Raw genomic sequence first — 22,529 nt, forward strand, 5'->3', positions numbered from 1 at the left:
ACCCTTCTGTCACATCGCTAAATGTTCCCAATTTAACGATCTGGCAGAAGGTTCTCTTCTGCTCTAATCATCATTCATCGACTCTTTTCCGCTTTGCCCGTCTGGTATCCGTTTTCTGCTTACAACAAATGCATCCGCTATGAGTCAGTCACAATACAAAGGAATGTTATGAATTATATTCAAAGGGAAAAGCAGTGCTCAGCTCTGCAATTACATACAAGTCTGGACGCTGACCTGAAGGGCTATCAATGGGCGCGTGATCATGTCGGTCAATCTGGCGCAGCCATTTACCGATTGTATAGTAAAGCTGGTGCGCCGGAATTGTACCTGAAGCAAGGTAGAGGGACCGTTGCCGACGATATTACAGATGAAATGATCCGACTTAACTGGCTGAAGGCTTATTTACCACTTCCGGCTATCAAGCATTTTACCCGCACAGGGGATGAAGCGCTGCTACTCACAACAGCGATACCCGGCAAGACTGCGTTCCAGATGTTAGAAGAATACCCTGCTGCACAGAATAGTATTGTTGATGCACTTGCTGTATTCCTGCAGCGGTTACACCAGATCCCTGTAAGCCACTGTCCTTTTAACAGCGATCATTTGTTTCGGCTCGCATTGGCGCAAACACGAATGAATAGCGGTCTGGTTGATGCTGATGATTTTGATGATGAGCGCAAGGGGTGGTCTGTTGAACACGTCTGGAATGAGATGCAGTCCCTTTTACCCTTCTCGCCCGACTCCGTGGTGACGCACGGAGACTTCTCACTGGATAACCTTATTATTAGCCAGGGTGAAGTGGTGGGTTGTATTGATGTTGGTCGCGTTGGTATCGCCGATCGATACCAGGATCTTGCCATTATCTGGAACTGTCTCGGTGATTTTTCATCGTCTTTACAGAATAGACTTTTTCATACATATGGCATCGCAACCCCTGATCTGAAAAAGTTGCAGTTTCATTTGATGCTCGATGAGTTTTTTTAAATTGACGAGAAATCTCAACCCGTTCTGGCATCAAAGGGTTACAACGGCTAAGAACAGTTGCTCTCATTTCGTGGGATACGGACAAAAAACCGGGATTCTCCCGATTTATTGATCTGGCAGGAGGTTCTCCCCTGTTTCAATCCACATTATTGGGTTACTCTTTTAATGACAAACTGCGGTGACAGTTGTAAGGAGACCCTGTATGGCTATGTATCAAAACATGCTGGTGGTCATCGATCCGAACCAGGACGATCAACCTGCATTACGGCGAGCTGTTTATTTGCATCAACGGATTGGTGGCAAAATTAAAGCCTTTTTGCCGATCTATGACTTTTCCTATGAGATGACTACCCTTTTGTCGCCCGATGAGCGGACGGCAATGCGTCAAGGCGTTATCAGTCAGCGAACGGCATGGATACGCGAGCAAGCGAAATACTATATTGATGCAGGTATTCCTCTTGATATTAAAGTGGTCTGGCACAACCGTCCCTTCGAAGCCATCATCCAGGAAGTCATCAGTGCTAAGCATGACCTGGTCCTTAAAATGGCGCACCAGCACGACCGCCTGGAGGCGGTGATTTTCACCCCAACCGACTGGCATTTATTACGTAAATGCCCAAGTCCGGTGTGGATGGTCAAAGACCAACCATGGCCGGAAGGCGGGAAGGCGCTGGTTGCCGTCAACCTGGCCAGCGAAGAAGCGTATCACAACGCGCTTAACGAAAAGCTGGTCAAAGAAACGCTGATGCTCGCAGATCAGGTTAACCATACCGAAGTACATTTGGTGGGGGCTTACCCTGTTACCCCAATCAACATCGCCATTGAACTGCCTGAGTTTGACCCTAGCGTTTATAACGACGCGATTCGCGGACAGCACCTGCTGGCCATGAAGGCATTGCGTCAGAAATTCAGCATCGATGAGAAAGTCACGCACGTTGAAAAAGGATTGCCTGAAGAGGTCATTCCTGATTTGGCAGAGCATTTACAGGCGGGTATCGTAGTACTGGGTACCGTGGGGCGCACCGGCATTTCTGCCGCATTCCTTGGCAATACGGCGGAACAGGTCATCGACCATCTACGCTGCGATCTGCTGGTCATTAAGCCCGATCAGTATCAGACGCCGGTTGAACTGGACGACGAAGACGATTGATCACGCAGCAACCTGCCGGATGACGATGTCATCCGGCATCATAAGCGCTTAGTGCTTATCCTCGCCGCCAAGGAAATAGATCCCAAGCGGGATTGCCAGCAGAATAGTAAACACCATACTGTAGACGCCAATCATTGCCGATTGGATGGCATACATGGAAGCCGTCCAGTCAGACAGCGGGATATTGTACTGTTCAATCACCCCACCTATAGTGGCACGCGTCACCACCGATGCGGCGATGATAAACACCCCAAGCAGACACAACAGAAATTTTCTTCCCTTAGCTGTCTTCAGCTTAGCCATGATCATAGTCTCGTCCTTTTCTTGTGCAGATGAAAATATTGTCACTTTGCAATAACAATACCATGACATCAACTCACTGTCTGCTACATAAACTGCCTACGGGGTTGACACCCGCGTTATTCAACTGAAAATAGCGCTAATTGTATTATTTCTATCTCCTCATGATGAATGATATGACAGCCTGTTACAGGTAAAATACCTGAGGATCAGGATGTCAGATGATATTTTGCTAACACGGAGTAGCCAGGGAGAATCATGATCGCTAAATTGTTTATGAATAATGCCTTTAATCTGACGGTCATTCTCAGTTGCTGTGCAGCATTAGTGCTGATGAGCGTCTGGTTTCATCGTAGTGAAAAACACTGCAAAGGATTTATATTCCACGCGGCGCAGTTTTTCGTCTATGCCATTATTATCGGTACGTTTGGCAGCATCGCCAATAACGTTATCGACAGCTATAAACTGACATTTGTCTCGCCCAGCGTGGTCGATTTTCTTTGTACCTCGTTGATTGCATTGATTTTAACCACAAAGCTCTTTCTGGTGATTAACCAGTTTGAAAAAACGCAGATCAACAAAGGCCGGGACATTACCAGTGCGCGGATCCTGTCGCGTATTATTAAGATTACGATCGTCGTCGCCATCGTTTTACTGTATGGCGAGCATTTTGGTATGAGCCTGTCTGGCCTGTTAACCTTCGGCGGTATCGGTGGTATTGCTGTCGGTATGGCGGGGAAAGATATTCTGAGCAATTTCTTCTCAGGTATCATGCTGTATTTTGACAGACCGTTCAGCATCGGTGACTGGATCCGCTCCCCGGACAGAAACATCGAAGGTACGGTGACCGAAATTGGCTGGCGGATGACCAAAATAAACACCTTCGATCATCGTCCCCTGTATGTGCCCAATTCGATTTTCTCATCAATTAGCGTAGAAAACCCGGGCAGGATGAGCAATCGACGGATAAAAACGGTGATCGGGTTGCGGTATGAGGATGCCGATAAAATAAGCACGATTGTCGATGCGATCAGACAAATGCTGCAAAATCACCCTGGAATTGACCAGAAGCAGACCCTACTGGTCTACTTTAATGAGTTTGCCGATTCTTCGCTGAATATTATGGTTTACTGCTTCACCAAGACAACCGTGTGGCAGGAGTGGCTTGCCGTACAGCAAGATGTTTATTTGAAAATTATCACCCTGGTCCAGGAAAACGGCGCTGACTTTGCTTTCCCCAGCCAGACGCTGTATATGGACAATCCTCAGCCTCAGGCTTCTGCTCATTAAAAGGCATAAGGCGCGGAACCCCGCGTCTTATTAGTCTATCAATCAGGGAAGTTGGTTGTATTCTTCGTCGGCCACGGGTTCCAGCCATTCGTTCGAGGCGCCTGGAGCCGGGATTTCCACCGCGATATGCGCAAACCAACTCGCGTTATGCAACAATCTCAATTAAATTGCCGTCGGGATCGTGAATGACCGCTTCGTAATAGCCATCTCCAGTGGTACGCGGACCGGAGACGAGGATCCCCTGCTGTTTGGCGCGCATTGATATTGAGTCGACGTTCTCTACCCCACCAACAGAGATCGCCAGATGTACCCACCCGGTGGTGTTATTGTCGGGCACCACCTGGCTCAGGCTGGGTTTAGTCATTAACTCAATCGCAATACTCTCGCCAATTTTGACAAAATAGGATTCAAACCCGGGATTAGTTTTACTGGCGTATTTTTCGTTAATCTCACCGCCAAAAAAGGTGACCCAGAAACGGGCCTGCCGCTCGAGATCCTGTGTCCACAGCGCCATATGTGCAATCTTCATCACCTGCCTCTCTCAAATACGCCCATTAAGGGACATTGACAATACCAGTCATAATGCACGATCATGATTATTATTGCTCGATGTTTATTTTACCAGGAGTTTTTATGCTCGATTATGCTGCATTCCCGGAACAACGTCAGTCGCTGATTTATCAAATCCTGCAGGAAAACGGTAGGGTTGTCTGTTCCGAGCTTGCCGGTCGACTCGGCGTGTCAGAACACACAATTCGTCGGGATTTGCATGAGCTAAGTAAAGAAGGTGTCTGCAAAAAAGTGTACGGTGGCGCCGTCATTTCTTTGCCGGAATCTGAAGATATGTCGGTGAGGAAAACGAAAAATACGGCGAAAAAGAGTAGCCTCGCGCAACGCTGTGCCCGACTGGTCAAATCCGGCAGCTGTATCTTTATTGATAGCGGAACCACCAATCTGGCGATGGCTGAAGCGTTACCCGCCGAGCTTGCTTTGACCGTGGTGACTAATTCTCCGGAAATAGCCACCGCTCTGCTCAAGAAACCGTTGTACGATGTCATAATCCTCGGTGGCCCGATACAGCGCTCATCCGGTGGAAGTGTAGGCACCACCGCGATAACCCAGGTGCAGGGCATTTTGTTTGACCAGGGATTTATTGGCGGCTGCGCAATGGCACCGGAATCCGGTTTAACCGGGTTTGACTATGCCGACTGTGAGTTCAAGAAAGCGGTGATTAAGCAGTGCAATGAAACCATTGTCGCGCTGACGGCGGATAAGATCCCCGCAGTGGCCCGATATGTGGTCGCTCAGAGCAGCGAAATCGATGTGATAGTGGTAGAGGAAAACATAAGCAAACAGTATGGCACCGCTTTTCAGGCGCACGACATCCGGATTTATACCGTGTAACGCTCTCTCTGTGACGTCAACAAGTCACAGAGGCAAATAGCACAGTGCTAAATTTCGCCCCTGCCGTTAACGCAGTGATGGCTGACAGGTAATCCAGACGAATGTTTTGCGGACTTTCCTGCCTTTCAACCACCAAATACTCCTCTTTACCTGCCGTTGTTCGTGTCGTCACGGCTCTGGCATCAAAGACTGTGCCGTCGGTGAGCGCAATACGCAGCATATAGCGGTATAAGCAGGCGATCTCCAGATAATCATGAAGGTCGCAATCAACAGGGTGATACTTTTCTGTGGAATACATAACGGCCCCTGACCATTCGATCGGATGTTCGGGAAATTGCCCGCGCAACGCCCCGAACGCTTGTGTTATTTCAAGGCTTCGATAGGTGCGCCGAAGTTGATATGCAGCACATTGCCATCGATGACCAACGCCGGAACAGACTTCACGCCAGCCAACTCAGCCTCTGCCACCCGAGCAGGCTGTTCTCCCAGGTGAATGACATCAACCTCCACATCAGGGGACAGATGTTGTAGCAGCGTTTGTTCTGCGGATACGCACACCGGGCAACCAGCATGATAAAACCGGGCTTTGCTCATAATATCTCTCCTGTAAATTATAGTATCGATTCGATACTATAATTTATACTACGATAGATTTAGACTTTGTCAATATAGTTTTTAGTCGATACTATATGCCGAGGAGGATTTTGTTATGCACGACATGTCACTTTTCGACGTTATGGACAGGCTTTCCAGCCTGATGCGGATGTGGTTCCGCCAGCACCCGTTACTGTCGGATCTGCAACCGGTACAGCTCAGCGCATTAATGTATCTGGCGCGCTGCAACCGCTATTCCAATACGCCGCTCGGCGTGACGGATTACCTCGGTCTCACCAAAGGTACGGTATCCCAGTCGCTTAAGCTTCTGGAAACCAAAGGGTTGATCGTGCGCAAGCAGGATGATCGCGATAAACGCAGCGTTCATCTGCAGTTAACTGAGTCAGCCAACACCTTACTGGATGCGCTGCTTCCCCCCACATTTTTAGTGGCAGGCGAATCGGCAATGGGTGAACGCGCGACGCAGCTAAAAGAACTGTTGTTCGAACTACTAAGAGAAATTCAGCGGACCCACAATGTGCCAGGCTTTGGTCTGTGCCATAGCTGTCGGTTTCACCAAAAAATAAAGGGTCAGGGATTTTGTAATCTGACGAAAGAGGTGTTGAGTGAAGATGATTCAATGCTGATTTGCCGGGAGCACCAGCCCCCGGAATAACAGGAAAAGGCTGGCACGAAAATGCCCCAGCCGATACCAGATTTAATGCTTCTCAATATACATGCTGCGGCTGTATGCCACATCTTCAGGGTTGGTAATCGGATACCCCTTCAGCCATGGCTTAATTAAACGACCATTGGTGTACTGATAAATCGGAGCAATTGGCGCCTGCTCCATCAGTATTTTTTCTGCCGCATTATAGTCCGCATTACGGGCTTTTTCGGTGCTTTCCATCGTGGCCTGGGTCAACACTTTATCGTACGCGGGATTATTAAACCGCGAAATATTGCCCGTGTGAGTCGAGGTTAATAATGACAGGAAGGTAGACGGCTCATTGTAATCCCCCACCCAGGAAGCACGGATAACATCGAAATTACCGGTATTACGACTGTCGATGTAGGTTTTCCACTCCTGGTTTTGCAACTTAACATCAACGCCCAGGTTTTTTTTCCACATTGACGCGACGGCGATGGCAATCTTCTGATGGTTTTCTGACGTATTATACAACAGCGTCAGATTTAGCGGTTTTTGTGGTCCATAGCCTGCCGCACGCAGCAGCGTCTTCGCCTGCGCATTCAGCTCTTCCTGACTCATTTGCTCAAACGGTGAAGGTTCAGGCGTAAATCCCGCCGTAACATCCGGGGTAAAATGCCATGCCGGTTTTTCGCCGGTTCCGAGGACTTTTTCCGCCATCAGACGACGATCGATAGTCATGCTGAGCGCCAGACGCACACGTGAATCAGCCGTCGGACCTTTCTGAGTATTAAACGCATAATAATAGGTACCGAGCTGTGGCGGGGTATAAACCTGTCCCGGAATATCCTTCAGTAGTTTCTGATACATGTTCTTCGGGAAGGATTCTGTTATATCAATATCACCAGCCAGATAGCGTTTGGTCGCCGCAGATTCCTGGTTAATCGGCAGGAAGGTGACTTTTTGCAGCACGGTTTTGGCGTTGTCCCAATAATGCGTATTCGGTACCACCACCAATTTTTCGTTAACCACGCGGTCTTTTAATACATACGCGCCGTTACCGATTAAATGACCCGGCCTCGTCCACTCTTTACCGCTTTCAACATTGGCTTTCTGTACCGGATAAAACGCAAAGTTAGCCGTTAAATTTGCAAACCACGGCAGCGGTTTATCCAGCTGAATTCTTAAGGTTCGGGCATCTACCGCGTTCACGCCCAGCGTATCGGGAGTGGCTTTACCATCGATAATCGACTGCGCATTGTTGATCCCGGCCAGCGCCGCGAACCAGGCAAACGGAGACAGTGTTTTCGGATCAACCAGACGCTGCCAGCTGTAAACAAAATCTTGCGCCGTTACCGGCGTACCGTCGGCCCATTTGGCGTTATCACGCAGCGTAAACGTCCAGACGCGGTTATCGTTACTCTTCCACTGGGTGGCAACGCCAGGCACAATTTCGCCCTTTTCGTTTTGGTTAACCAGCCCTTCGAATAAATCACGAATGACCTGTATCTCGGGCAACCCGACGGCCTTGGCCGGATCGAGCGAAGCTGGTTCATCTTTGATATGACGCACCAGTTCTTGTTTCTCTGCCAGTACCGTACCGCTGGGTACATCCGCAGCCCAGGACAAGGAAATGCTGCTAACCAACAGCGCACAACAGGTTACTGGAACAGAATGCCGCATAAAATACCCTCAAATCTGGCCATTAAGTGAATGTGTAATTATTTGTATCGCCAGCAGGAAATGCAATTAACTTCGGACAAGAAAGTGATATTACACCTGAAAAGATAAGTGTGTGAAAACGATTTGATTATCCCTACATTTTGCACAACACTGCGAATAACAATTTATGCTTTCAGAGATGACTATGACCGTTACCCGTCCCCGTGCCGAGCGCGGCGCATTTCCACCAGGAACCGAACATTACGGACGTTCACTGTTAGGTGCGCCGTTAATTTGGTTTCCCGCGCCAGCAGCCGATCGTGAAAGTGGGCTTATTCTGGCGGGTACCCACGGTGACGAAAACTCATCAATTGTCACCCTGTCCTGCGCCTTGCGTACACTTAACCCTTCCCTGCGCCGTCACCACGTGGTACTGGCAGTAAACCCTGACGGCTGCCAGCTTGGTCTGCGTGCCAATGCTAACGGGGTTGATCTCAACCGCAATTTCCCGGCGGCGAACTGGAAGGCGGGTGAAACGGTCTATCGCTGGAATAGCAGTGCAGAACAACGCGATGTGGTGCTGTTGACCGGCGACCGTCCAGGTTCCGAACCGGAAACCCAGGCGCTGTGTCAGTTGATTCACCGCATTCATCCCGCCTGGGTGGTCTCATTTCACGACCCGCTGGCATGCATTGAGGATCCGAGGCACAGCGAACTGGGCGAGTGGCTGGCACGAGGGTTTGAACTCCCCCTCGTCACCAGCGTGGGTTATGAAACACCGGGGTCTTTCGGTAGCTGGTGTGCCGATCTAAACCTGCACTGCATTACCGCAGAGTTCCCGCCCATCTCTTCAGATGAGGCCAGCGAAAAATACCTGCTGGCGATGTCCAATTTGCTGCGCTGGCACCCTAAAGATGGAGTTGCCCGGTCGTAAAATGCAGGGCGGGCTGCACATCGTTCGCAAGCCAGGTCGGGCCGTCAAGATCGGCAAAGCAGACCTGCGGCGTAAGCGGTAAGGCGGCGTTGACAGCGCGCGATGTGCACAGCATACATCCCAGCATCAATGCAAAACCCTGTTCTCGGGCTTCGGTCGCCAGCGCCAGCGCTTCCGTCAGACCACCGGTTTTATCCAGCTTAATGTTCACCATCTCATAGCGTCCGTATAGCGCTTTCAGGCTACTGCGGGTATGGCAGCTTTCATCCGCACAGATGGGCAGCGGATGCACAAAATTCTCCAGCGCGGCATCATCCTGAGCGGGCAGCGGCTGCTCCAGCATGGCAACACCTAAGTCAGCCAATAGCTGACAGCGCGCGGCCAGACCTTCAGCACGCCAGGACTCATTGGCGTCAACAATCAGCGTGGCATCAGGAACCGCCGCACGGATCGCGACCATTCGTTCGCTGATTAAACGGGCATCCAGTTTGACTTTCAGTAACGTCGCCCCGTTTTCCCACAGGGCAGCAGCACTTGCCGCCATCTGTTCCGGCGTGCCGATCACCACCGTCTGGGCTGTCGTTATTGTCGCATCGAGTTCGACACCGACCTGCTCGGTCAGGGTTTGCTGCTGTTGCCGGGCACTTAAATCCCAAAGCGCGCAGTCGACAGCATTACGTGCGGCACCGGCAGGCAGTAGCTTTTGTAAATCTTCGCGCGTCAGTCCGTTTTCCAGCTGTGGGGCGATACCCATAATTTGCGCCAGTACCGAAGCATCGCTCTCGCCATAGCGAGGATAAGGCGTACACTCGCCGATCCCCTTCACGCCGTTTTCTTCCAGTTCGACCACCACCACGTGCGCTTCGGTCCTGCTGCCACGGGCAATTACAAACGGGGTGTGTAACGGCCAGGCTTCCTCATATACCTTCACTGTTCTCATTTGTTTTCCTTATGCAGTCCCGGAAGTGGATATCCGCAAATAGCGTTTGCCGTGTTAACTGTTGATGGCATAAACTAACCTCGACGTTAACTATATGTAAACAGGAAGATAACCATGTCACAAACCGTTCATTTCCAGGGCAACCCGGTTGCCGTTGCCGGCTCCATTCCTCAGGCAGGTAGCAAAGCGCAGGCTTTTACCCTTGTGGCTAAAGACCTGTCTGACGTTACGCTGGGCCAGTTTGCCGGCAAGCGCAAAGTGCTGAATATTTTCCCAAGCATCGATACCGGGGTCTGTGCGGCATCGGTACGTAAGTTTAACCAACTGGCGACAGAAATCGACAATACTGTCGTACTGTGTATTTCAGCCGACCTGCCATTCGCCCATTCTCGCTTTTGTGGCGCGGAAGGTCTGAGCAACGTGATCACTCTGTCCACCCTGCGTAACGCGGAATTCCTGAAAAACTACGGCGTTGAAATCGCCGAAGGCCCACTGAAGGGCCTGGCCGCGCGTGCCGTGGTGGTTATCGACGAGAATGACAACGTCATTTTCAGCCAGCTGGTGAATGAAATCACCAACGAGCCAGACTATGCTGCCGCTCTGGACGTACTGAAAGCCTAAGTCGCCCTAAAGCAAAAAGCCTCCATTCGGAGGCTTTTTCATCTACGTATTACTCTTCGCTTTTTTTCTGCTGACTCAGACCGTATTCACGTAACTTATTGGCGATTGCCGTATGCGAAACACCAAGTCGTTTGGCCAGTTTGCGCGTACTGGGATAATTCATATACAGCTGCGTCAGGACAGAGCGCTCGAAGCGGCTGGTAATTTCATCCAGCGACCCTTCCATCACCTCTTCCCCGACCGCCACCGTCGCCGCATCATAATCCGGTAATAAGATATCCTGTGGCCGCAGTTCGTACCCTTCAAGCTGGGTTAATGCCCGGTAGATAGCATTTTTCAACTGGCGCACGTTACCCGGCCAACCGTAGCGGGTTAACACCGTACTGAGATCGGCGGACAGTTTCGGGCGCGGCACGCCCTGTTCGTCGGCAAACCGCGCCACAAACAGCTCGGTGAGCGGCATAATGTCTTGCGGACAATCGCGCAACGGCGGCAGGTTGAGCGTCAGTACATTCAGACGATAATAGAGATCTTCGCGGAACAAACCTTTCTGTACCAGCTCCACCAGATTTTTTTGCGTGGCGCAAATCACACGGACATCAACGTGAACCTCATGATCTTCGCCGACGCGGCGGAAGGTCCCGTCATTAAGAAAACGCAGCAATTTGGTCTGCATGCTCGGCGACATTTCGCCAATTTCATCCAACAGTACTGAACCACCGTTAGCCTGTTCAAAGAAACCTTTTTTACCTTCCCCCGCATGACCAAACAGCTCGCTTTCTACCGCATCTTCAGGGATCGACGCACAATTCAGCGCCAGATAAGGTTTCGCCGCTCGCGGGCTTGCCAGATGGCAGGCATGGGCAAACAGATCTTTCCCCGTCCCGGTATTGCCGGTAATCAGCAGCGGCGCACTCAGCATGGCCAGTTTACGCGCCTGTTCTACCACGTGTTTCATTTTGGCGCTGACAGCAATAATCTGGCTAAAGGCGCTCAGGTCCTGGGTGGTCATGTTTTGCAACTGACGCCCCATGCGGATGGTGGAACGCAGCATCACCACCGCGCCGGTTAACATCTGTTCCTGATTTTCGCCCTGCAAATGGACAGGGGTTATTTCCATCAGGAAATTCTGTCCATTAATGACGACATGCTCGCTGTGGGAATCCTGCGGATTGCTCTCCAGCCAGCGCTGGAAGTTAAAGCCATTGATGAGTTGCGCCGCCGTGTGGTTGCGCATACGATCCTGAGTGTGGGCAAAAAGCTGGCAGCTCGCCGGGTTCGCCATCTCCACTTTGCTTTTCATGTCCAGTGAAAGGACCGGTTCAGGCAGCGCCTCAAGCAGCGCGCTCAGCGCCAGGTGTTCGCGTTCAGAAGGCATCCAGGGCACGGTGCGCACATCCGTAACACCGGCAATACGGCGGATTTCAGCCATCAGGCTGCTGAAGTTGGTGAACTCCAATTCCGCAAAATTAAGGTAGATTCGCCCGATGGGGTCGATCTCGATACCGCGTAAGTCAATGCCTCGAAGCACCAGTAAATCGAGTAATTCGCGGGTCAGACCAAGTCGGTCTTCACAAAACACTTCCAGACGCATGGGAACCTTCACCTAAACAAGGGATCATGTGATAGATGATAAGCCAGTATTTCGTTAGCAGGAAGGACTCTGTCAACAAATATTGACAGCACGCTGGAAAATTAGGCGCCGGGGCGTAAAGTTATACGATCGGCGCCCATTTTTACTCAGCTTTCACGCGCAGGTTTATTCTTTTGTACGGTCTCTTTGACCTGAGTGATCAGCTGGCGACGGAAATCACCGAGACGCGGTTTATCATCGTCAATCCACGGCAGCGGACGACACAGTTCCATCGCTTTAATCCCCAGACGCGCCGTTAACAACCCGGCGCCAATGCCCTGGGCAGCACGCGTGGATAAACGTGCAGCCAGATCCTGCGACATCCAGTCCATACCGACTTCGCGAACCAGTTCACTGGCCCCGGCAAAGGCAATATTCAGCAGCACCAGGCGGAACAGGCGCAAGCGGCTGTAATAGCCCAGTTCGATGCCGTATAGCGTCGCAATACGGTTAATCAATCGCAGATTTCGCCAAGCGATAAATGCCATGTCCACCAGCGCCAGCGGGCTGACCGCGATCATCAACGTAGATTCTGCCGCTGAGCGGCTGATTTCACGTCGCGCCTGCGCATCCAGCACAGGCTGCACCAGATGAGCATACAGACTCACCACTTCACGATCGTTTTGCGTTTCGTGTATAGAGGCATACCAGCGCTGTAGCGCCGGATGAGACTGGTCGATACCCGCCTGCTGTGCCAGCTTTTCACAAAACGCGCGCCCTTTGCCGGCGCCATGGCTATGCAACAAATCCCGCGCTTCATCACGCTCGTGCGCGCGCTGGCGTAAACGCCACAGCCGACGCCACTCCGTTGCCACCGAACCGACACCGGCGCCAACGATCAGCGCCCCGGCGACACACCCGCCCAGCGCAACCCAGTCCTGCGTTTGCCAGGCATTCATCGTCCACTGCACACCCTGTGCGACCACGCTGACGCCAAACAATGCCAGTCCGCTCATCACCATTTTGCGCCACAGGCTACGCTTAGGACGTAAAGCAGCATCAATGACCGCTTCAGCTTGTCCTTCATCTGCCAGCGGCTCGTCAAGTTGAGCCGGAGAAAAAGTCTGCGCTTGCGTATCGTCGAACATCTGCTGCGCTTTAAAGGCCGGACGTTGATCAACGTCCAGCGGTCCTGAGAAATCGATACGCGGTTTTAACGGCTCGCTCATCGCAATTTATCTCCTATTAAAAACTCCAGCGCGGCATCAAGACGAATGTGCGGTAAGGGCTTATCCACATCCATGACCTGCGGACGAAACGCTTCAAACTGAAAGCCCTGACTGTCCCAAAACGCCTGACCCGGTAAGCGTGCTGGCACCTCTCCCGGATAGACGGTTAGCGGCGCGCCGTCGCTCAGGCGGTTCCCCCGCAGTGCCGGGATCTTCTCGCCTTTCACATCGATCAATCCGCTGGTAGTGGCCTGTACCGACGCCAGCCCCAGACAATCCATGCTGATGCCTTCAAAGGCGGCATTTTGCCAGGCGTCCTGGATCAGTTGCTGCAGTAGCGACACCATGTTGGCATGCTGATCGACCGTCACGTGGTCGGCTTTGGTAGCGGCAAACAGTAACTTGTCGATCACCGGTGAGAACAACCGCCGGAACAATGTACGCTGACCATAATGGAAGCTTTGCATCAACTGCGTGAGCGCCAGACGCATATCGTTAAACGCCTGTGGTCCGCTATTGAGCGGTTGCAGGCAGTCAACCAGCACAATCTGACGGTCAAAGCGCAGGAAGTGATTCTTGTAAAACCCTTTCACCACTTTCTCGCAGTAGTAATTGAACCGATCGCGCAGCATGCCAGCGTTGGTGTGTTTATCAGCCTGCGCCAGTTTCGATTCGCCATACGCGTCAACGTCCGGCCACGGGAAAAACTGCAGCGCGGGTGCGCCCGCCATATCGCCCGGCAGAACAAAGCGCCCCGGCTGAATAAAATGCAGGCCCTGCTGCTTACACTGATGCAAATAATCCGTCCAGGCGGCGGCAATCTCCGCCAGACGATTTTCATCGGCGGGCGCTAAGGGATCTAATCCCTGACTTAACTGCCGCCATTTTGCCGACCATTCTGCCCGCTGGCCCTGCAATAACCCGGTCATTTGCCGCGACCAGCTCAGGTAATCCTGCGCCAGCATCGGCAAATCAAGCAGCCATTCGCCCGGGTAATCGACGATCTCCAGATATAACGTGGAGGTGTCTTTAAAGTGGCGCAGCAATGAGTCATTGGACTTATAACGCAGCGCCAGACGAATCTCACTGACGCCGCGCGTCGGTGTCGGCCATGTCGGCGGAGCGCCGTACAGCTGGGCCAGCCCTTCATCATAGGTAAAGCGCGGAATGCCAAAATCACGTTGTGGAACCCGTTTCACGCCGAGCAGACGCTCTTCGCGCACCGCGCTGAGCAGCGGCAGACGCGCGCCGGCATGAATATTAAGTAATTGGTTCACCATCGCGGTGATAAACGCGGTCTTACCACTGCGGCTAAGCCCGGTGACAGCCAGACGCAGATGCCTGTCCACGCCGCGATTCACCAGCGAATTGAGTTCATTTTTGAGTCGCTTCATCGCCATCCCGTTATGCTGAAGGAACCGTAGAAAATATAACAAACTGGAAGTAAAGATAGGGGGTAATTCTTATTTATCAACTACCTGAGGTCTAGCAGGCGACAAAAAATAATGCCGCCCGAAATAGATGTACATTGTGCGATTATTTGTTTTCTACTTTCGGAAGATCAATGCTTTTGATCCCCCCTTCATTTGTTACCTGTGTGTATCCCATCTCGGTAAGCATATCTTTCGCCTGTCCCGATTGCCGCCCGGAGTTGCAGTACAGTTTCACGGTGTCGGTCTTATCCGGAACCTCGGACGCGATGTGCGCTTTGAGATCTTTTAAGGGAATGTTGACGGCACCCTGAACATGCTCCTGCTGGTATTGCTCAGGAATGCGGACATCAATCCAGTGCTCAGCAGCAAATACCGGCATACCCATAAGCAATGCGAGCGCGAATACCCCTTTTCTCAACATAGTATCGTCCTGTTAAATGACCTAATTACATCTAACACTATATAACTGATCTTAAGAAAATATTGCGAGCGCACTATCACTGACCATAACGGCGGGATATTTTTTTGGCGACCTTGTTCAATAAAGGTTCAAGCATCAAAACCAGCAACATTTTCAGCGGGCGACGGGCGACGGATTTTACCGCCCAGCCAGCAACGCCCGCCGGACCGTAGCGAAGTGCCGTAAACAGAACCAGCTTACCTGCTAATTTAACACCAGGCTTGACCCTCTGCCCGGCACGTTGCCAGCGATTGTTCATCTCATTCCTCACAGTTGACGAAAGCGGCTACGCAATGTGAAGGTATCTGACGTCACATAACGTTCCATTTCCCGCAAACGATTTTCACTGGCCGCCAGTTCGCGGTCGACGGCATCCAGCAGTTCCCCGCTGGACGGTTGCTGTTCACCGGTTGCGACATTGTCCGGCATTGGATCCAGCACAAAAGTCAGTACGATATAGGCCACCAAGGTGAAAAAGGCCAGGCCAAAGAAGATCGACAGCACCACCAGAATTCGCACCAGCTTCACCGGCACGTCGAGATACTGCGCGATGCCTGCGCAGACCCCCTTCACCATGCCCTGCTGCGGAATACGCCATAATTTTTTGTTCAGGTTAACGCCTCCCATTAGCGGTCCCTCCAGTTAGGATGCTCAGCATCCAGAATGTCTTCCAGCGTCTGAATACGCTCACGCATGCGCTGCGCTTCAGCGTTCAGCTCCACTAAACGCTGCTGTTCGTTCTGCGACAATTCGCCGCGACTGGAACGGTTGCTGTAATGCAGCCATAACCAAATCGGTAAAACAAACAGCACAAAGATGGTTAACGGGATGGCCAGAAATAGCGCGCTCATGAGTACTCCTTACAGGTGATGAGCGGCGGCGCGTTCGGGCGCCGCCAGATATTATTATTGCTTGTCTTGCTGCATTTTGGCCTTCAGTTGCGCCAACTGCTCACTAATTTCATCATCCGCTTTCAGGTCAGCGAATTGCTGATCCAGCGATTTTTGTTTACCAAAGTTATGGCTTTCAGCTTCAGCTTCCATATGGTCGATACGACGCTCAAAAGACTCAAAACGCGCCATGGCTTCATCAAGCTTACCGCTGTCCAGTTGACGACGAACGTCACGTGAAGAACTGGCGGCCTGATGACGCAGGGTCAACGCCTGTTGACGCGCACGGGTTTCGCTGAGTTTATTTTCCAGCTCGCCTATCTCTTTTTTCATGCGTGACAGCGTGTCATCAACCAGTGTCACTTCATGTTCCAGCGAGGCGATCAGATCGGTAAGCTTCTGCTTTTCAATTAAGGCAGAGCGCGCCAAATCTTCTTTCTCTTTACGCAGCGCCAGTTCTGCTTTTTCCTGCCACTCAACCTGTTGCGCGGTGGCCTGTTCAATACGGCGGGATAGCTGTTTTTTTTCCGCCAGCGCACGCGCCGAATTGGAACGCACCTCAACCAGCGTGTCTTCCATTTCCTGAATCATTAACCGCACCAGCTTCTGCGGATCCTCAGCCTTTTCCAGCAACGCATTAATGTTGGCGTTCACGATGTCGGCAAAACGAGAAAAAATACCCATAATGTAATCCTCACTTACTGTTCTGATATCGGGCAATGCCCTGCTGCTGGATTAATGCAGATTGCGTGCCAACTCTACAACCTATTGATTTTGAAAATAATAGTTAATTTTACCTGATGGGGAAATTAGGGTACATTGGTGAATAACACTAACAAATGGTGAATTTCATCATGACCGGATACAAAGACAACCTCCTTGGCGAAGCCAACAGTTTCATTGAGGTGCTTGAGCAAGTTTCGCGGCTGGCACCGCTGGATAAACCGGTACTGGTGATCGGTGAACGAGGCACAGGTAAAGAGCTGATCGCCAACCGCCTGCATTACCTCTCCTCGCGCTGGCAAGGGCCATTTGTGTCGCTAAACTGCGCGGCGCTCAATGAAAACTTACTCGATTCAGAACTGTTCGGTCACGAAGCAGGCGCCTTTACCGGCGCGCAAAAACGTCATCCTGGACGCTTTGAACGCGCCGATGGCGGAACATTATTTCTTGATGAACTGGCCACCGCACCAATGCTGGTGCAGGAAAAACTGCTGCGGGTGATTGAGTACGGAGAACTGGAACGCGTCGGCGGCAGCCAACCGCTGCAAGTCAACGTGCGTTTGGTTTGCGCCACCAACGCCGATTTACCACGGATGGTCAATGAAGGGACGTTTCGCGCGGATCTGCTCGACAGGCTGGCCTTCGATGTGGTGCAACTTCCCCCGCTACGGGAGAGGCAAAGCGACATCATGCTAATGGCCGAGCATTTTGCCATTCAGATGTGCCGGGAGATTGGCTTACCGCTGTTTCCAGGCTTTAGTGCCCAAGCCAGAGACACGCTTCTGCATTACCGCTGGCCGGGTAATATTCGTGAACTGAAAAACGTCGTCGAGCGCTCTGTTTACCGTCACGGCACCAGCGAATTTCCACTGGATGAGGTCGTGATTGACCCTTTCAAACGTCACACCGTACAACCATCGGTGCAGGAAACTCACTCCGCACCGGTGACATTACCGCTGGATCTGCGCGAATTCCAGCAGCAACAAGAAAAGGCATTTCTGCAAACCAGTTTGCAGCAGGCAAAGTTTAATCAGAAAAAGGCGGCAGAATTACTCGGGTTGACCTACCACCAGCTGCGCGCATTGCTCAAAAAACATCAGATATAGCGGTTCCCTGGCCTGAATCGCACACATTTACGCCAGTTACCTGCAGACATTTTTACCTGACGGGCCGTTGTGCGATACACTTTGCACAACGACTCTAAAAACCTTAAAAATTATGCGCCTGGTTTTATCATCTCTGATCGTGATGGCTGGACTTCTGAGTGGTCAGGCTGCTGCCGCGCCTGAGCAGCCCACGCACGCTGATATTCGTGACAGCGGCTTTGTCTACTGCGTCAGCGGACAGGTCAATACCTTCAACCCGCAAAAAGCGAGCAGCGGACTGATCGTCGACACGCTTGCCGCCCAGCTCTATGACCGTCTGCTTGATGTGGATCCTTACACCTATCGCCTGGTGCCAGAACTGGCCGAAAGCTGGGAAGTGCTCGATAACGGCGCAACTTACCGCTTCCACCTGCGTCGCGACGTGCCATTTCAAAACACCGCCTGGTTCACTCCGACTCGTAAACTGAATGCAGACGATGTGGTGTTTACCTTCGAGCGAATCTTTGACCGTCAGCATCCGTGGCACAATGTTAACGGCAGCAGTTTCCCCTACTTTGATAGCCTCCAGTTCGCCGATAACGTGCAAAGCGTACGCAAGCTGGACAGCCATACCGTCGAATTTCGTCTGACCCAACCGGATGCGTCATTCCTGTGGCATCTGGCCACGCATTATGCGTCAGTAATGTCAGCGGAATACGCCGGGCAGTTGGCAAAACAGGATCGCAAGGAATTACTGGACCGACAGCCTGTCGGTACCGGTCCGTATCAGCTTTCGGAAAATCGTGGCGGGCAATATATTCGTCTGCAGCGTCACGACGCGTTCTGGCGCGGGAAACCCTTAATGCCGCAGGTCGTCGTTGATCTCGGTTCTGGTGGAACCGGGCGCTTATCGAAACTGCTCACCGGTGAATGCGACGTGCTGGCCTGGCCTGCTGCCAGTCAGCTCAGTATCTTACGTGATGATCCACGTTTGCGCCTGACACTGCGACCAGGGATGAACATTGCTTACCTGGCTTTCAATACCAATAAGCCCCCGTTGAACAACCCGGCCGTTCGACATGCGCTGGCACTGGCCATTAACAACCAGCGGCTGATGCAGTCGATCTATTACGGTACAGCAGAAACCGCCGCATCTATTTTGCCGCGCGCCTCGTGGGCGTATGACAACGAAGCTAAAATTACAGAATACAACCCGGCAAAATCCCGCGAACAGTTAAAAGCACTGGGGCTGGAGAACTTGACGTTACAGCTTTGGGTACCGACCAGCTCCCAGGCCTGGAACCCCAGCCCGCTGAAAACCGCCGAGCTGATTCAAGCAGACATGGCGCAGGTTGGCGTGAAAGTGAAGATTATTCCGGTGGAAGGTCGTTTTCAGGAGGCGAGATTAATGGATATGAACCATGATCTGACGTTGTCCGGTTGGGCGACAGACAGTAACGATCCTGACAGTTTTTTCCGTCCGCTGCTTAGCTGTGCCGCCATCAATTCGCAGACCAACTTTGCCCATTGGTGCAATCCTGAGTTTGACAGCATTCTGCGCAAAGCGTTGTCGTCGCAGCAGCTCTCGTCACGCATTGATGCATATGACGAAGCGCAAACGATCCTTGCGCAAGAGTTACCCATCCTGCCGCTGGCCTCTTCACTGCGTTTGCAGGCCTATCGCTATGACATCAAAGGTCTGGTACTCAGCCCGTTCGGTAATGCCTCCTTTGCCGGCGTATCCAGGGAAAAGAAAGACGAGGTAAAAAAACCATGATTATCTTTACCCTGCGTCGCTTTCTATTGCTCCTGGTCACCCTGTTCTTCCTGACGTTTATCGGGTTCAGCCTGAGTTATTTTACCCCCCATGCTCCTCTGCAGGGTGCGTCGCTGTGGAATGCGTGGGTATTCTGGTTCAATGGCCTCATCCACTGGGATTTCGGTGTATCCAGCATCAACGGACAGCTGATCTCGGAACAGTTGAAAGAAGTGTTCCCTGCCACAATGGAATTGTGCGTTCTCGCCTTCGGTTTTGCGCTAATGGTCGGTATCCCGATTGGCATGCTGGCGGGAATTACGCGCAATAAATGGCCGGATCGTTGCATTAGCGCCATTGCCCTGATGGGCTTTTCTATCCCCGTTTTTTGGCTGGCACTATTACTGACATTGTTTTTCTCGTTAACGCTCGGGTGGCTGCCGGTGTCTGGCCGCTTTGATCTGCTTTATGAAGTCAAACCCGTCACCGGTCTTGCCATCGTCGACGCGTGGCTTTCCGATTCGCCGTGGCGTGATGAAATGCTGGTCAGCGCAATACGCCACATGGTGCTGCCGGTATTAACACTCTCCGTTGCGCCAACGACCGAAGTCATTCGCCTGATGCGTATCAGCACCATCGAGGTGTTCGATCAAAATTACGTAAAAGCGGCGGCCACTCGCGGCCTGTCACGGCTGACCATTTTGCGTCGCCACGTACTGCATAATGCCCTGCCGCCGGTGATCCCGCGGCTTGGTCTCCAGTTTTCCACCATGCTGACGCTGGCGATGATCACCGAAATGGTCTTTAGCTGGCCAGGCCTTGGCCGCTGGCTGATCAACGCCATTCGCCAGCAGGATTACGCCGCAATTTCAGCCGGCGTGATGGTGATTGGCTCACTGGTCATTATCGTAAACGTGATCTCTGATATTTTGGGTGCCATGGCTAACCCTCTGAAACATAAGGAATGGTATGCCTTACGATAGCGTATACAGCGAAAAGCGCCCGCCTGGCACGCTGCGTACCGCGTGGCGCAATTTTTATGGCGATGCGTCTGCAATGGTTGGCCTGTATGGCTGCGCAGGACTGGCTATACTGTGCGTTTTTGGTGGCTGGTTTGCCCCCTACGGTATCGATCAGCAGTTTCTGGGCTACCAGCTGCTCCCGCCTTCCTGGTCGCGCTATGGCGAGGTGTCATTCTTCCTTGGGACCGACGATCTGGGACGTGACGTATTAAGCCGTCTGCTGAACGGTGCAGCTCCCACCGTCGGTGGCGCATTTGTTGTCACGCTCGCCGCCACGATATGCGGTCTGGTATTGGGGGTTGTAGCCGGGGCAACCCACGGTTTACGCTCGGCAGTGTTGAACCATATTCTCGATACCCTGCTCTCGATCCCGTCGCTGCTGCTGGCGATCATTGTGGTGGCGTTTGCTGGCCCCCATCTGACGCACGCAATGTTTGCCGTCTGGCTGGCGCTGTTGCCACGCATGGTGCGCTCTGTCTATAGCATGGTGCATGACGAACTTGAAAAAGAGTATGTCATTGCAGCCCGTCTGGATGGTGCCTCCACGCTCAACATTCTGTGGTTTGCGATTTTGCCCAATATTACCGCCGGGCTTATCACTGAAATCACCCGCGCGTTGTCGATGGCGATTCTGGATATTGCCGCACTGGGCTTTCTCGACCTCGGCGCGCAGCTTCCGTCGCCGGAATGGGGTGCCATGCTGGGCGACGCGCTGGAGTTGATTTACGTTGCCCCATGGACGGTGATGTTGCCCGGTGGGGCGATCATGATTAGCGTGCTGCTGGTAAACTTGTTAGGTGACGGTGTACGCCGCGCAATTATCGCGGGGGTGGAATAATGCCATTACTGGATATTCGTAACCTGACCATCGAGTTCAGGACCGGTGACGATTGGGTAAAGGCCGTTGACCGCGTCAGTATGACCCTCAATGAAGGCGAGATCCGTGGGCTGGTCGGTGAATCTGGCTCCGGTAAAAGTTTAATCGCCAAGGCTATTTGCGGCGTGGCAAAAGACAACTGGCGCGTGACCGCTGACCGCATGCGCTTTGATGATATCGATCTGCTACGACTGTCTGCCCGCGAGCGGCGTAAACTGGTCGGGCATAATGTGTCCATGATCTTTCAGGAACCGCAGTCCTGTCTCGATCCGTCTGAGCGCGTCGGACGGCAGCTGATGCAAAATATTCCCGCCTGGACCTATAAAGGGCGCTGGTGGCAACGCATTGGCTGGCGCAAACGCCGCGCGATTGAACTGCTGCACCGCGTCGGGATAAAAGACCATAAAGATGCGATGCGCAGCTTCCCGTATGAGTTGACGGACGGCGAGTGCCAGAAAGTCATGATTGCCATCGCCCTGGCGAATCAGCCACGTTTGCTGATTGCCGATGAGCCGACCAATGCGATGGAGCCGACGACCCAGGCGCAGATTTTCCGTCTGCTGACCCGACTCAATCAAAACAGCAATACCACTATTTTGCTGATCAGCCATGATCTGCAAATGCTCAGCCAGTGGGCGGATAAAATCAACGTCATGTACTGCGGACAAACGGTGGAAACCGCACCAAGTAAAGATCTGGTGACAATTCCGCACCATCCTTATACACAGGCGTTGATCCGTGCCATTCCTGATTTTGGTAGCCCAATGCCGCATAAAAGCCGCCTGAATACAATGCCTGGTGCGATCCCGTTGTTGGAACAGTTACCTATGGGTTGCCGCCTGGGACCACGCTGCCCTTACGCACAACGTGAGTGCATTGAAACCCCACGACTGACCGGAGCAAAGAATCATCTCTATGCCTGTCATTTCCCGCTGAACATGGAGAGAGAGTGA

The 22,529-nt window shown here is 52.2% G+C and carries 26 protein-coding genes and 1 pseudogene; 12 read left to right on the top strand and 15 right to left on the bottom strand.

From position 1 onward, the window contains the following. The first annotated feature begins 168 nt into the window (after positions 1 to 168). Positions 169 to 984 carry an APH(3')-I family aminoglycoside O-phosphotransferase gene (locus QNN86_RS18010; RefSeq protein ID WP_181617043.1) on the top strand — a complete coding sequence of 272 codons (816 nt, stop codon included), beginning with the start codon at positions 169 to 171 and terminating at the stop codon, positions 982 to 984. Positions 985 to 1,186: 202 nt separating this feature from the next. After that, a complete protein-coding gene (gene uspE, locus QNN86_RS18015; protein ID WP_096756907.1) occupies positions 1,187 to 2,134 on the top strand; it encodes a universal stress protein UspE in 948 nt (315 codons plus the stop codon). A 48-nt stretch (positions 2,135 to 2,182) separates the two neighbouring features. Here the strand turns inward: uspE and QNN86_RS18020 are convergent, their stop codons facing one another. Beyond that, positions 2,183 to 2,443 (bottom strand): DUF2534 family protein, encoded by a 261-nt coding sequence (locus QNN86_RS18020; RefSeq protein ID WP_096756906.1) that lies wholly within the window; start codon positions 2,441 to 2,443, stop codon positions 2,183 to 2,185. 249 nt (positions 2,444 to 2,692) lie between these two features. Here QNN86_RS18020 and QNN86_RS18025 point away from each other — a divergent pair, with 249 nt between their 5' ends. Beyond that, on the top strand, positions 2,693 to 3,724 hold the full coding sequence (locus tag QNN86_RS18025; RefSeq protein WP_115258348.1) for a mechanosensitive ion channel family protein: 1,032 nt from the start codon (positions 2,693 to 2,695) through the stop codon (positions 3,722 to 3,724). Positions 3,725 to 3,766: 42 nt separating this feature from the next. Here QNN86_RS18025 and QNN86_RS18030 read toward each other — a convergent pair. Beyond that, positions 3,767 to 3,865, bottom strand: a pseudogene (locus QNN86_RS18030) (cupin domain-containing protein); the annotation flags it as partial. A 4-nt stretch (positions 3,866 to 3,869) separates the two neighbouring features. Beyond that, positions 3,870 to 4,253, bottom strand: a complete 384-nt coding sequence (locus tag QNN86_RS18035) for a VOC family protein (protein WP_115258347.1) — start codon at positions 4,251 to 4,253, stop codon at positions 3,870 to 3,872. Between the two features lie 104 nt (positions 4,254 to 4,357). Here QNN86_RS18035 and QNN86_RS18040 point away from each other — a divergent pair, with 104 nt between their 5' ends. After that, the gene (locus QNN86_RS18040; RefSeq protein WP_115258346.1) at positions 4,358 to 5,128 is read left to right on the top strand and encodes a DeoR/GlpR family DNA-binding transcription regulator; all 771 of its coding nucleotides are present in this window, start codon (positions 4,358 to 4,360) and stop codon (positions 5,126 to 5,128) included. Between the two features lie 16 nt (positions 5,129 to 5,144). Here the strand turns inward: QNN86_RS18040 and QNN86_RS18045 are convergent, their stop codons facing one another. Both QNN86_RS18045 and QNN86_RS18050 read right to left on the bottom strand, forming a co-directional pair. Beyond that, positions 5,145 to 5,426 (bottom strand): Rho-binding antiterminator, encoded by a 282-nt coding sequence (locus QNN86_RS18045; protein ID WP_181617044.1) that lies wholly within the window; start codon positions 5,424 to 5,426, stop codon positions 5,145 to 5,147. Positions 5,427 to 5,491: 65 nt separating this feature from the next. Next, the gene (locus tag QNN86_RS18050) at positions 5,492 to 5,722 is read right to left on the bottom strand and encodes a glutaredoxin family protein (RefSeq protein WP_096756901.1); all 231 of its coding nucleotides are present in this window, start codon (positions 5,720 to 5,722) and stop codon (positions 5,492 to 5,494) included. 115 nt (positions 5,723 to 5,837) lie between these two features. Here QNN86_RS18050 and QNN86_RS18055 point away from each other — a divergent pair, with 115 nt between their 5' ends. Beyond that, a complete protein-coding gene (locus QNN86_RS18055; RefSeq protein ID WP_181506944.1) occupies positions 5,838 to 6,398 on the top strand; it encodes a MarR family winged helix-turn-helix transcriptional regulator in 561 nt (186 codons plus the stop codon). A 42-nt stretch (positions 6,399 to 6,440) separates the two neighbouring features. Here QNN86_RS18055 and mppA read toward each other — a convergent pair whose 3' ends face one another. Continuing rightward, the gene (gene mppA, locus QNN86_RS18060; protein WP_181617045.1) at positions 6,441 to 8,054 is read right to left on the bottom strand and encodes a murein tripeptide ABC transporter substrate-binding protein MppA; all 1,614 of its coding nucleotides are present in this window, start codon (positions 8,052 to 8,054) and stop codon (positions 6,441 to 6,443) included. 184 nt (positions 8,055 to 8,238) lie between these two features. Between mppA and mpaA the strand changes: the two genes are divergently transcribed. Continuing rightward, the gene (gene mpaA, locus QNN86_RS18065; protein WP_181617046.1) at positions 8,239 to 8,967 is read left to right on the top strand and encodes a murein tripeptide amidase MpaA; all 729 of its coding nucleotides are present in this window, start codon (positions 8,239 to 8,241) and stop codon (positions 8,965 to 8,967) included. Here the strand turns inward: mpaA and ycjG are convergent. Next, a complete protein-coding gene (gene ycjG / locus QNN86_RS18070) occupies positions 8,942 to 9,907 on the bottom strand; it encodes an L-Ala-D/L-Glu epimerase (protein WP_181617047.1) in 966 nt (321 codons plus the stop codon). The genes mpaA and ycjG overlap by 26 nt on opposite strands. A gap of 114 nt (positions 9,908 to 10,021) precedes the next feature. Between ycjG and tpx the strand changes: the two genes are divergently transcribed. After that, positions 10,022 to 10,528 (top strand): thiol peroxidase, encoded by a 507-nt coding sequence (gene tpx / locus QNN86_RS18075; protein WP_096756896.1) that lies wholly within the window; start codon positions 10,022 to 10,024, stop codon positions 10,526 to 10,528. A gap of 49 nt (positions 10,529 to 10,577) precedes the next feature. On the opposite strand, the gene tyrR is transcribed toward tpx, so the two are convergent. From tyrR to pspA, 8 genes are all read right to left on the bottom strand, one after another. Continuing rightward, on the bottom strand, positions 10,578 to 12,122 hold the full coding sequence (tyrR, locus tag QNN86_RS18080) for a transcriptional regulator TyrR (protein ID WP_115258340.1): 1,545 nt from the start codon (positions 12,120 to 12,122) through the stop codon (positions 10,578 to 10,580). Between the two features lie 146 nt (positions 12,123 to 12,268). Further along, positions 12,269 to 13,330: a YcjF family protein gene (locus QNN86_RS18085; protein ID WP_096756894.1), complete on the bottom strand. Its 1,062-nt coding sequence runs from the start codon at positions 13,328 to 13,330 to the stop codon at positions 12,269 to 12,271. Continuing rightward, positions 13,327 to 14,724, bottom strand: a complete 1,398-nt coding sequence (locus tag QNN86_RS18090) for a YcjX family protein (protein WP_135911928.1) — start codon at positions 14,722 to 14,724, stop codon at positions 13,327 to 13,329. Before QNN86_RS18090 ends, QNN86_RS18085 begins: the two co-directional genes overlap by 4 nt. Positions 14,725 to 14,866: 142 nt before the next feature. Beyond that, entirely contained in the window at positions 14,867 to 15,184 is a 318-nt protein-coding gene (gene pspE, locus QNN86_RS18095; RefSeq protein WP_181617049.1) for a thiosulfate sulfurtransferase PspE, read from the bottom strand. Between the two features lie 76 nt (positions 15,185 to 15,260). Next, positions 15,261 to 15,482 (bottom strand): phage shock protein PspD, encoded by a 222-nt coding sequence (gene pspD / locus QNN86_RS18100; protein ID WP_096756892.1) that lies wholly within the window; start codon positions 15,480 to 15,482, stop codon positions 15,261 to 15,263. Positions 15,483 to 15,490: 8 nt separating this feature from the next. Continuing rightward, positions 15,491 to 15,850, bottom strand: coding sequence for an envelope stress response membrane protein PspC (gene pspC, locus QNN86_RS18105; protein WP_135321971.1), 360 nt, complete (start codon positions 15,848 to 15,850; stop codon positions 15,491 to 15,493). Continuing rightward, positions 15,850 to 16,074 (bottom strand): envelope stress response membrane protein PspB, encoded by a 225-nt coding sequence (gene pspB, locus QNN86_RS18110; RefSeq protein WP_115258337.1) that lies wholly within the window; start codon positions 16,072 to 16,074, stop codon positions 15,850 to 15,852. Before pspB ends, pspC begins: the two co-directional genes overlap by 1 nt. Before the next feature lie 54 nt (positions 16,075 to 16,128). Further along, positions 16,129 to 16,797: a phage shock protein PspA gene (gene pspA / locus QNN86_RS18115; protein ID WP_096756889.1), complete on the bottom strand. Its 669-nt coding sequence runs from the start codon at positions 16,795 to 16,797 to the stop codon at positions 16,129 to 16,131. Positions 16,798 to 16,952: 155 nt separating this feature from the next. Between pspA and pspF the strand changes: the two genes are divergently transcribed. From pspF to sapD, 5 genes are all read left to right on the top strand, one after another. Beyond that, positions 16,953 to 17,942, top strand: a complete 990-nt coding sequence (gene pspF / locus QNN86_RS18120; RefSeq protein ID WP_182269742.1) for a phage shock protein operon transcriptional activator — start codon at positions 16,953 to 16,955, stop codon at positions 17,940 to 17,942. A 112-nt stretch (positions 17,943 to 18,054) separates the two neighbouring features. Next, entirely contained in the window at positions 18,055 to 19,698 is a 1,644-nt protein-coding gene (gene sapA, locus QNN86_RS18125; protein ID WP_182269741.1) for an ABC transporter substrate-binding protein SapA, read from the top strand. Beyond that, a complete protein-coding gene (sapB, locus tag QNN86_RS18130) occupies positions 19,695 to 20,660 on the top strand; it encodes a peptide ABC transporter permease SapB (protein WP_182269740.1) in 966 nt (321 codons plus the stop codon). Before sapA ends, sapB begins: the two co-directional genes overlap by 4 nt. Next, complete coding sequence (gene sapC / locus QNN86_RS18135; RefSeq protein ID WP_414212046.1) at positions 20,647 to 21,537, top strand: peptide ABC transporter permease SapC; 891 nt, start codon at positions 20,647 to 20,649, stop codon at positions 21,535 to 21,537. Before sapB ends, sapC begins: the two co-directional genes overlap by 14 nt. Beyond that, on the top strand, positions 21,537 to 22,529 hold the full coding sequence (sapD, locus tag QNN86_RS18140) for a peptide ABC transporter ATP-binding protein SapD (RefSeq protein WP_096756843.1): 993 nt from the start codon (positions 21,537 to 21,539) through the stop codon (positions 22,527 to 22,529). Before sapC ends, sapD begins: the two co-directional genes overlap by 1 nt.

Source organism: Citrobacter sp. C348 (genome assembly GCF_047467975.1).
In the GTDB taxonomy this organism is placed as follows: Bacteria; Pseudomonadota; Gammaproteobacteria; order Enterobacterales; family Enterobacteriaceae; genus Citrobacter; species Citrobacter gillenii.

Coding starts and splice junctions, on each gene's coding strand:
- QNN86_RS18010 (WP_181617043.1), top strand. CDS start 169: ATGAATTATATTCAAAGGGAAAAGCAGTGCTCAGCTCTGCAATTACAT.
- uspE (WP_096756907.1), top strand. CDS start 1,187: ATGGCTATGTATCAAAACATGCTGGTGGTCATCGATCCGAACCAGGAC.
- QNN86_RS18020 (WP_096756906.1), bottom strand. CDS start 2,443: ATGATCATGGCTAAGCTGAAGACAGCTAAGGGAAGAAAATTTCTGTTG.
- QNN86_RS18025 (WP_115258348.1), top strand. CDS start 2,693: ATGATCGCTAAATTGTTTATGAATAATGCCTTTAATCTGACGGTCATT.
- QNN86_RS18035 (WP_115258347.1), bottom strand. CDS start 4,253: ATGAAGATTGCACATATGGCGCTGTGGACACAGGATCTCGAGCGGCAG.
- QNN86_RS18040 (WP_115258346.1), top strand. CDS start 4,358: ATGCTCGATTATGCTGCATTCCCGGAACAACGTCAGTCGCTGATTTAT.
- QNN86_RS18045 (WP_181617044.1), bottom strand. CDS start 5,426: ATGTATTCCACAGAAAAGTATCACCCTGTTGATTGCGACCTTCATGAT.
- QNN86_RS18050 (WP_096756901.1), bottom strand. CDS start 5,722: ATGAGCAAAGCCCGGTTTTATCATGCTGGTTGCCCGGTGTGCGTATCC.
- QNN86_RS18055 (WP_181506944.1), top strand. CDS start 5,838: ATGCACGACATGTCACTTTTCGACGTTATGGACAGGCTTTCCAGCCTG.
- mppA (WP_181617045.1), bottom strand. CDS start 8,054: ATGCGGCATTCTGTTCCAGTAACCTGTTGTGCGCTGTTGGTTAGCAGC.
- mpaA (WP_181617046.1), top strand. CDS start 8,239: ATGACCGTTACCCGTCCCCGTGCCGAGCGCGGCGCATTTCCACCAGGA.
- ycjG (WP_181617047.1), bottom strand. CDS start 9,907: ATGAGAACAGTGAAGGTATATGAGGAAGCCTGGCCGTTACACACCCCG.
- tpx (WP_096756896.1), top strand. CDS start 10,022: ATGTCACAAACCGTTCATTTCCAGGGCAACCCGGTTGCCGTTGCCGGC.
- tyrR (WP_115258340.1), bottom strand. CDS start 12,122: ATGCGTCTGGAAGTGTTTTGTGAAGACCGACTTGGTCTGACCCGCGAA.
- QNN86_RS18085 (WP_096756894.1), bottom strand. CDS start 13,330: ATGAGCGAGCCGTTAAAACCGCGTATCGATTTCTCAGGACCGCTGGAC.
- QNN86_RS18090 (WP_135911928.1), bottom strand. CDS start 14,724: ATGAAGCGACTCAAAAATGAACTCAATTCGCTGGTGAATCGCGGCGTG.
- pspE (WP_181617049.1), bottom strand. CDS start 15,184: ATGTTGAGAAAAGGGGTATTCGCGCTCGCATTGCTTATGGGTATGCCG.
- pspD (WP_096756892.1), bottom strand. CDS start 15,482: ATGAACAATCGCTGGCAACGTGCCGGGCAGAGGGTCAAGCCTGGTGTT.
- pspC (WP_135321971.1), bottom strand. CDS start 15,850: ATGGGAGGCGTTAACCTGAACAAAAAATTATGGCGTATTCCGCAGCAG.
- pspB (WP_115258337.1), bottom strand. CDS start 16,074: ATGAGCGCGCTATTTCTGGCCATCCCGTTAACCATCTTTGTGCTGTTT.
- pspA (WP_096756889.1), bottom strand. CDS start 16,797: ATGGGTATTTTTTCTCGTTTTGCCGACATCGTGAACGCCAACATTAAT.
- pspF (WP_182269742.1), top strand. CDS start 16,953: ATGGTGAATTTCATCATGACCGGATACAAAGACAACCTCCTTGGCGAA.
- sapA (WP_182269741.1), top strand. CDS start 18,055: ATGCGCCTGGTTTTATCATCTCTGATCGTGATGGCTGGACTTCTGAGT.
- sapB (WP_182269740.1), top strand. CDS start 19,695: ATGATTATCTTTACCCTGCGTCGCTTTCTATTGCTCCTGGTCACCCTG.
- sapC (WP_414212046.1), top strand. CDS start 20,647: ATGCCTTACGATAGCGTATACAGCGAAAAGCGCCCGCCTGGCACGCTG.
- sapD (WP_096756843.1), top strand. CDS start 21,537: ATGCCATTACTGGATATTCGTAACCTGACCATCGAGTTCAGGACCGGT.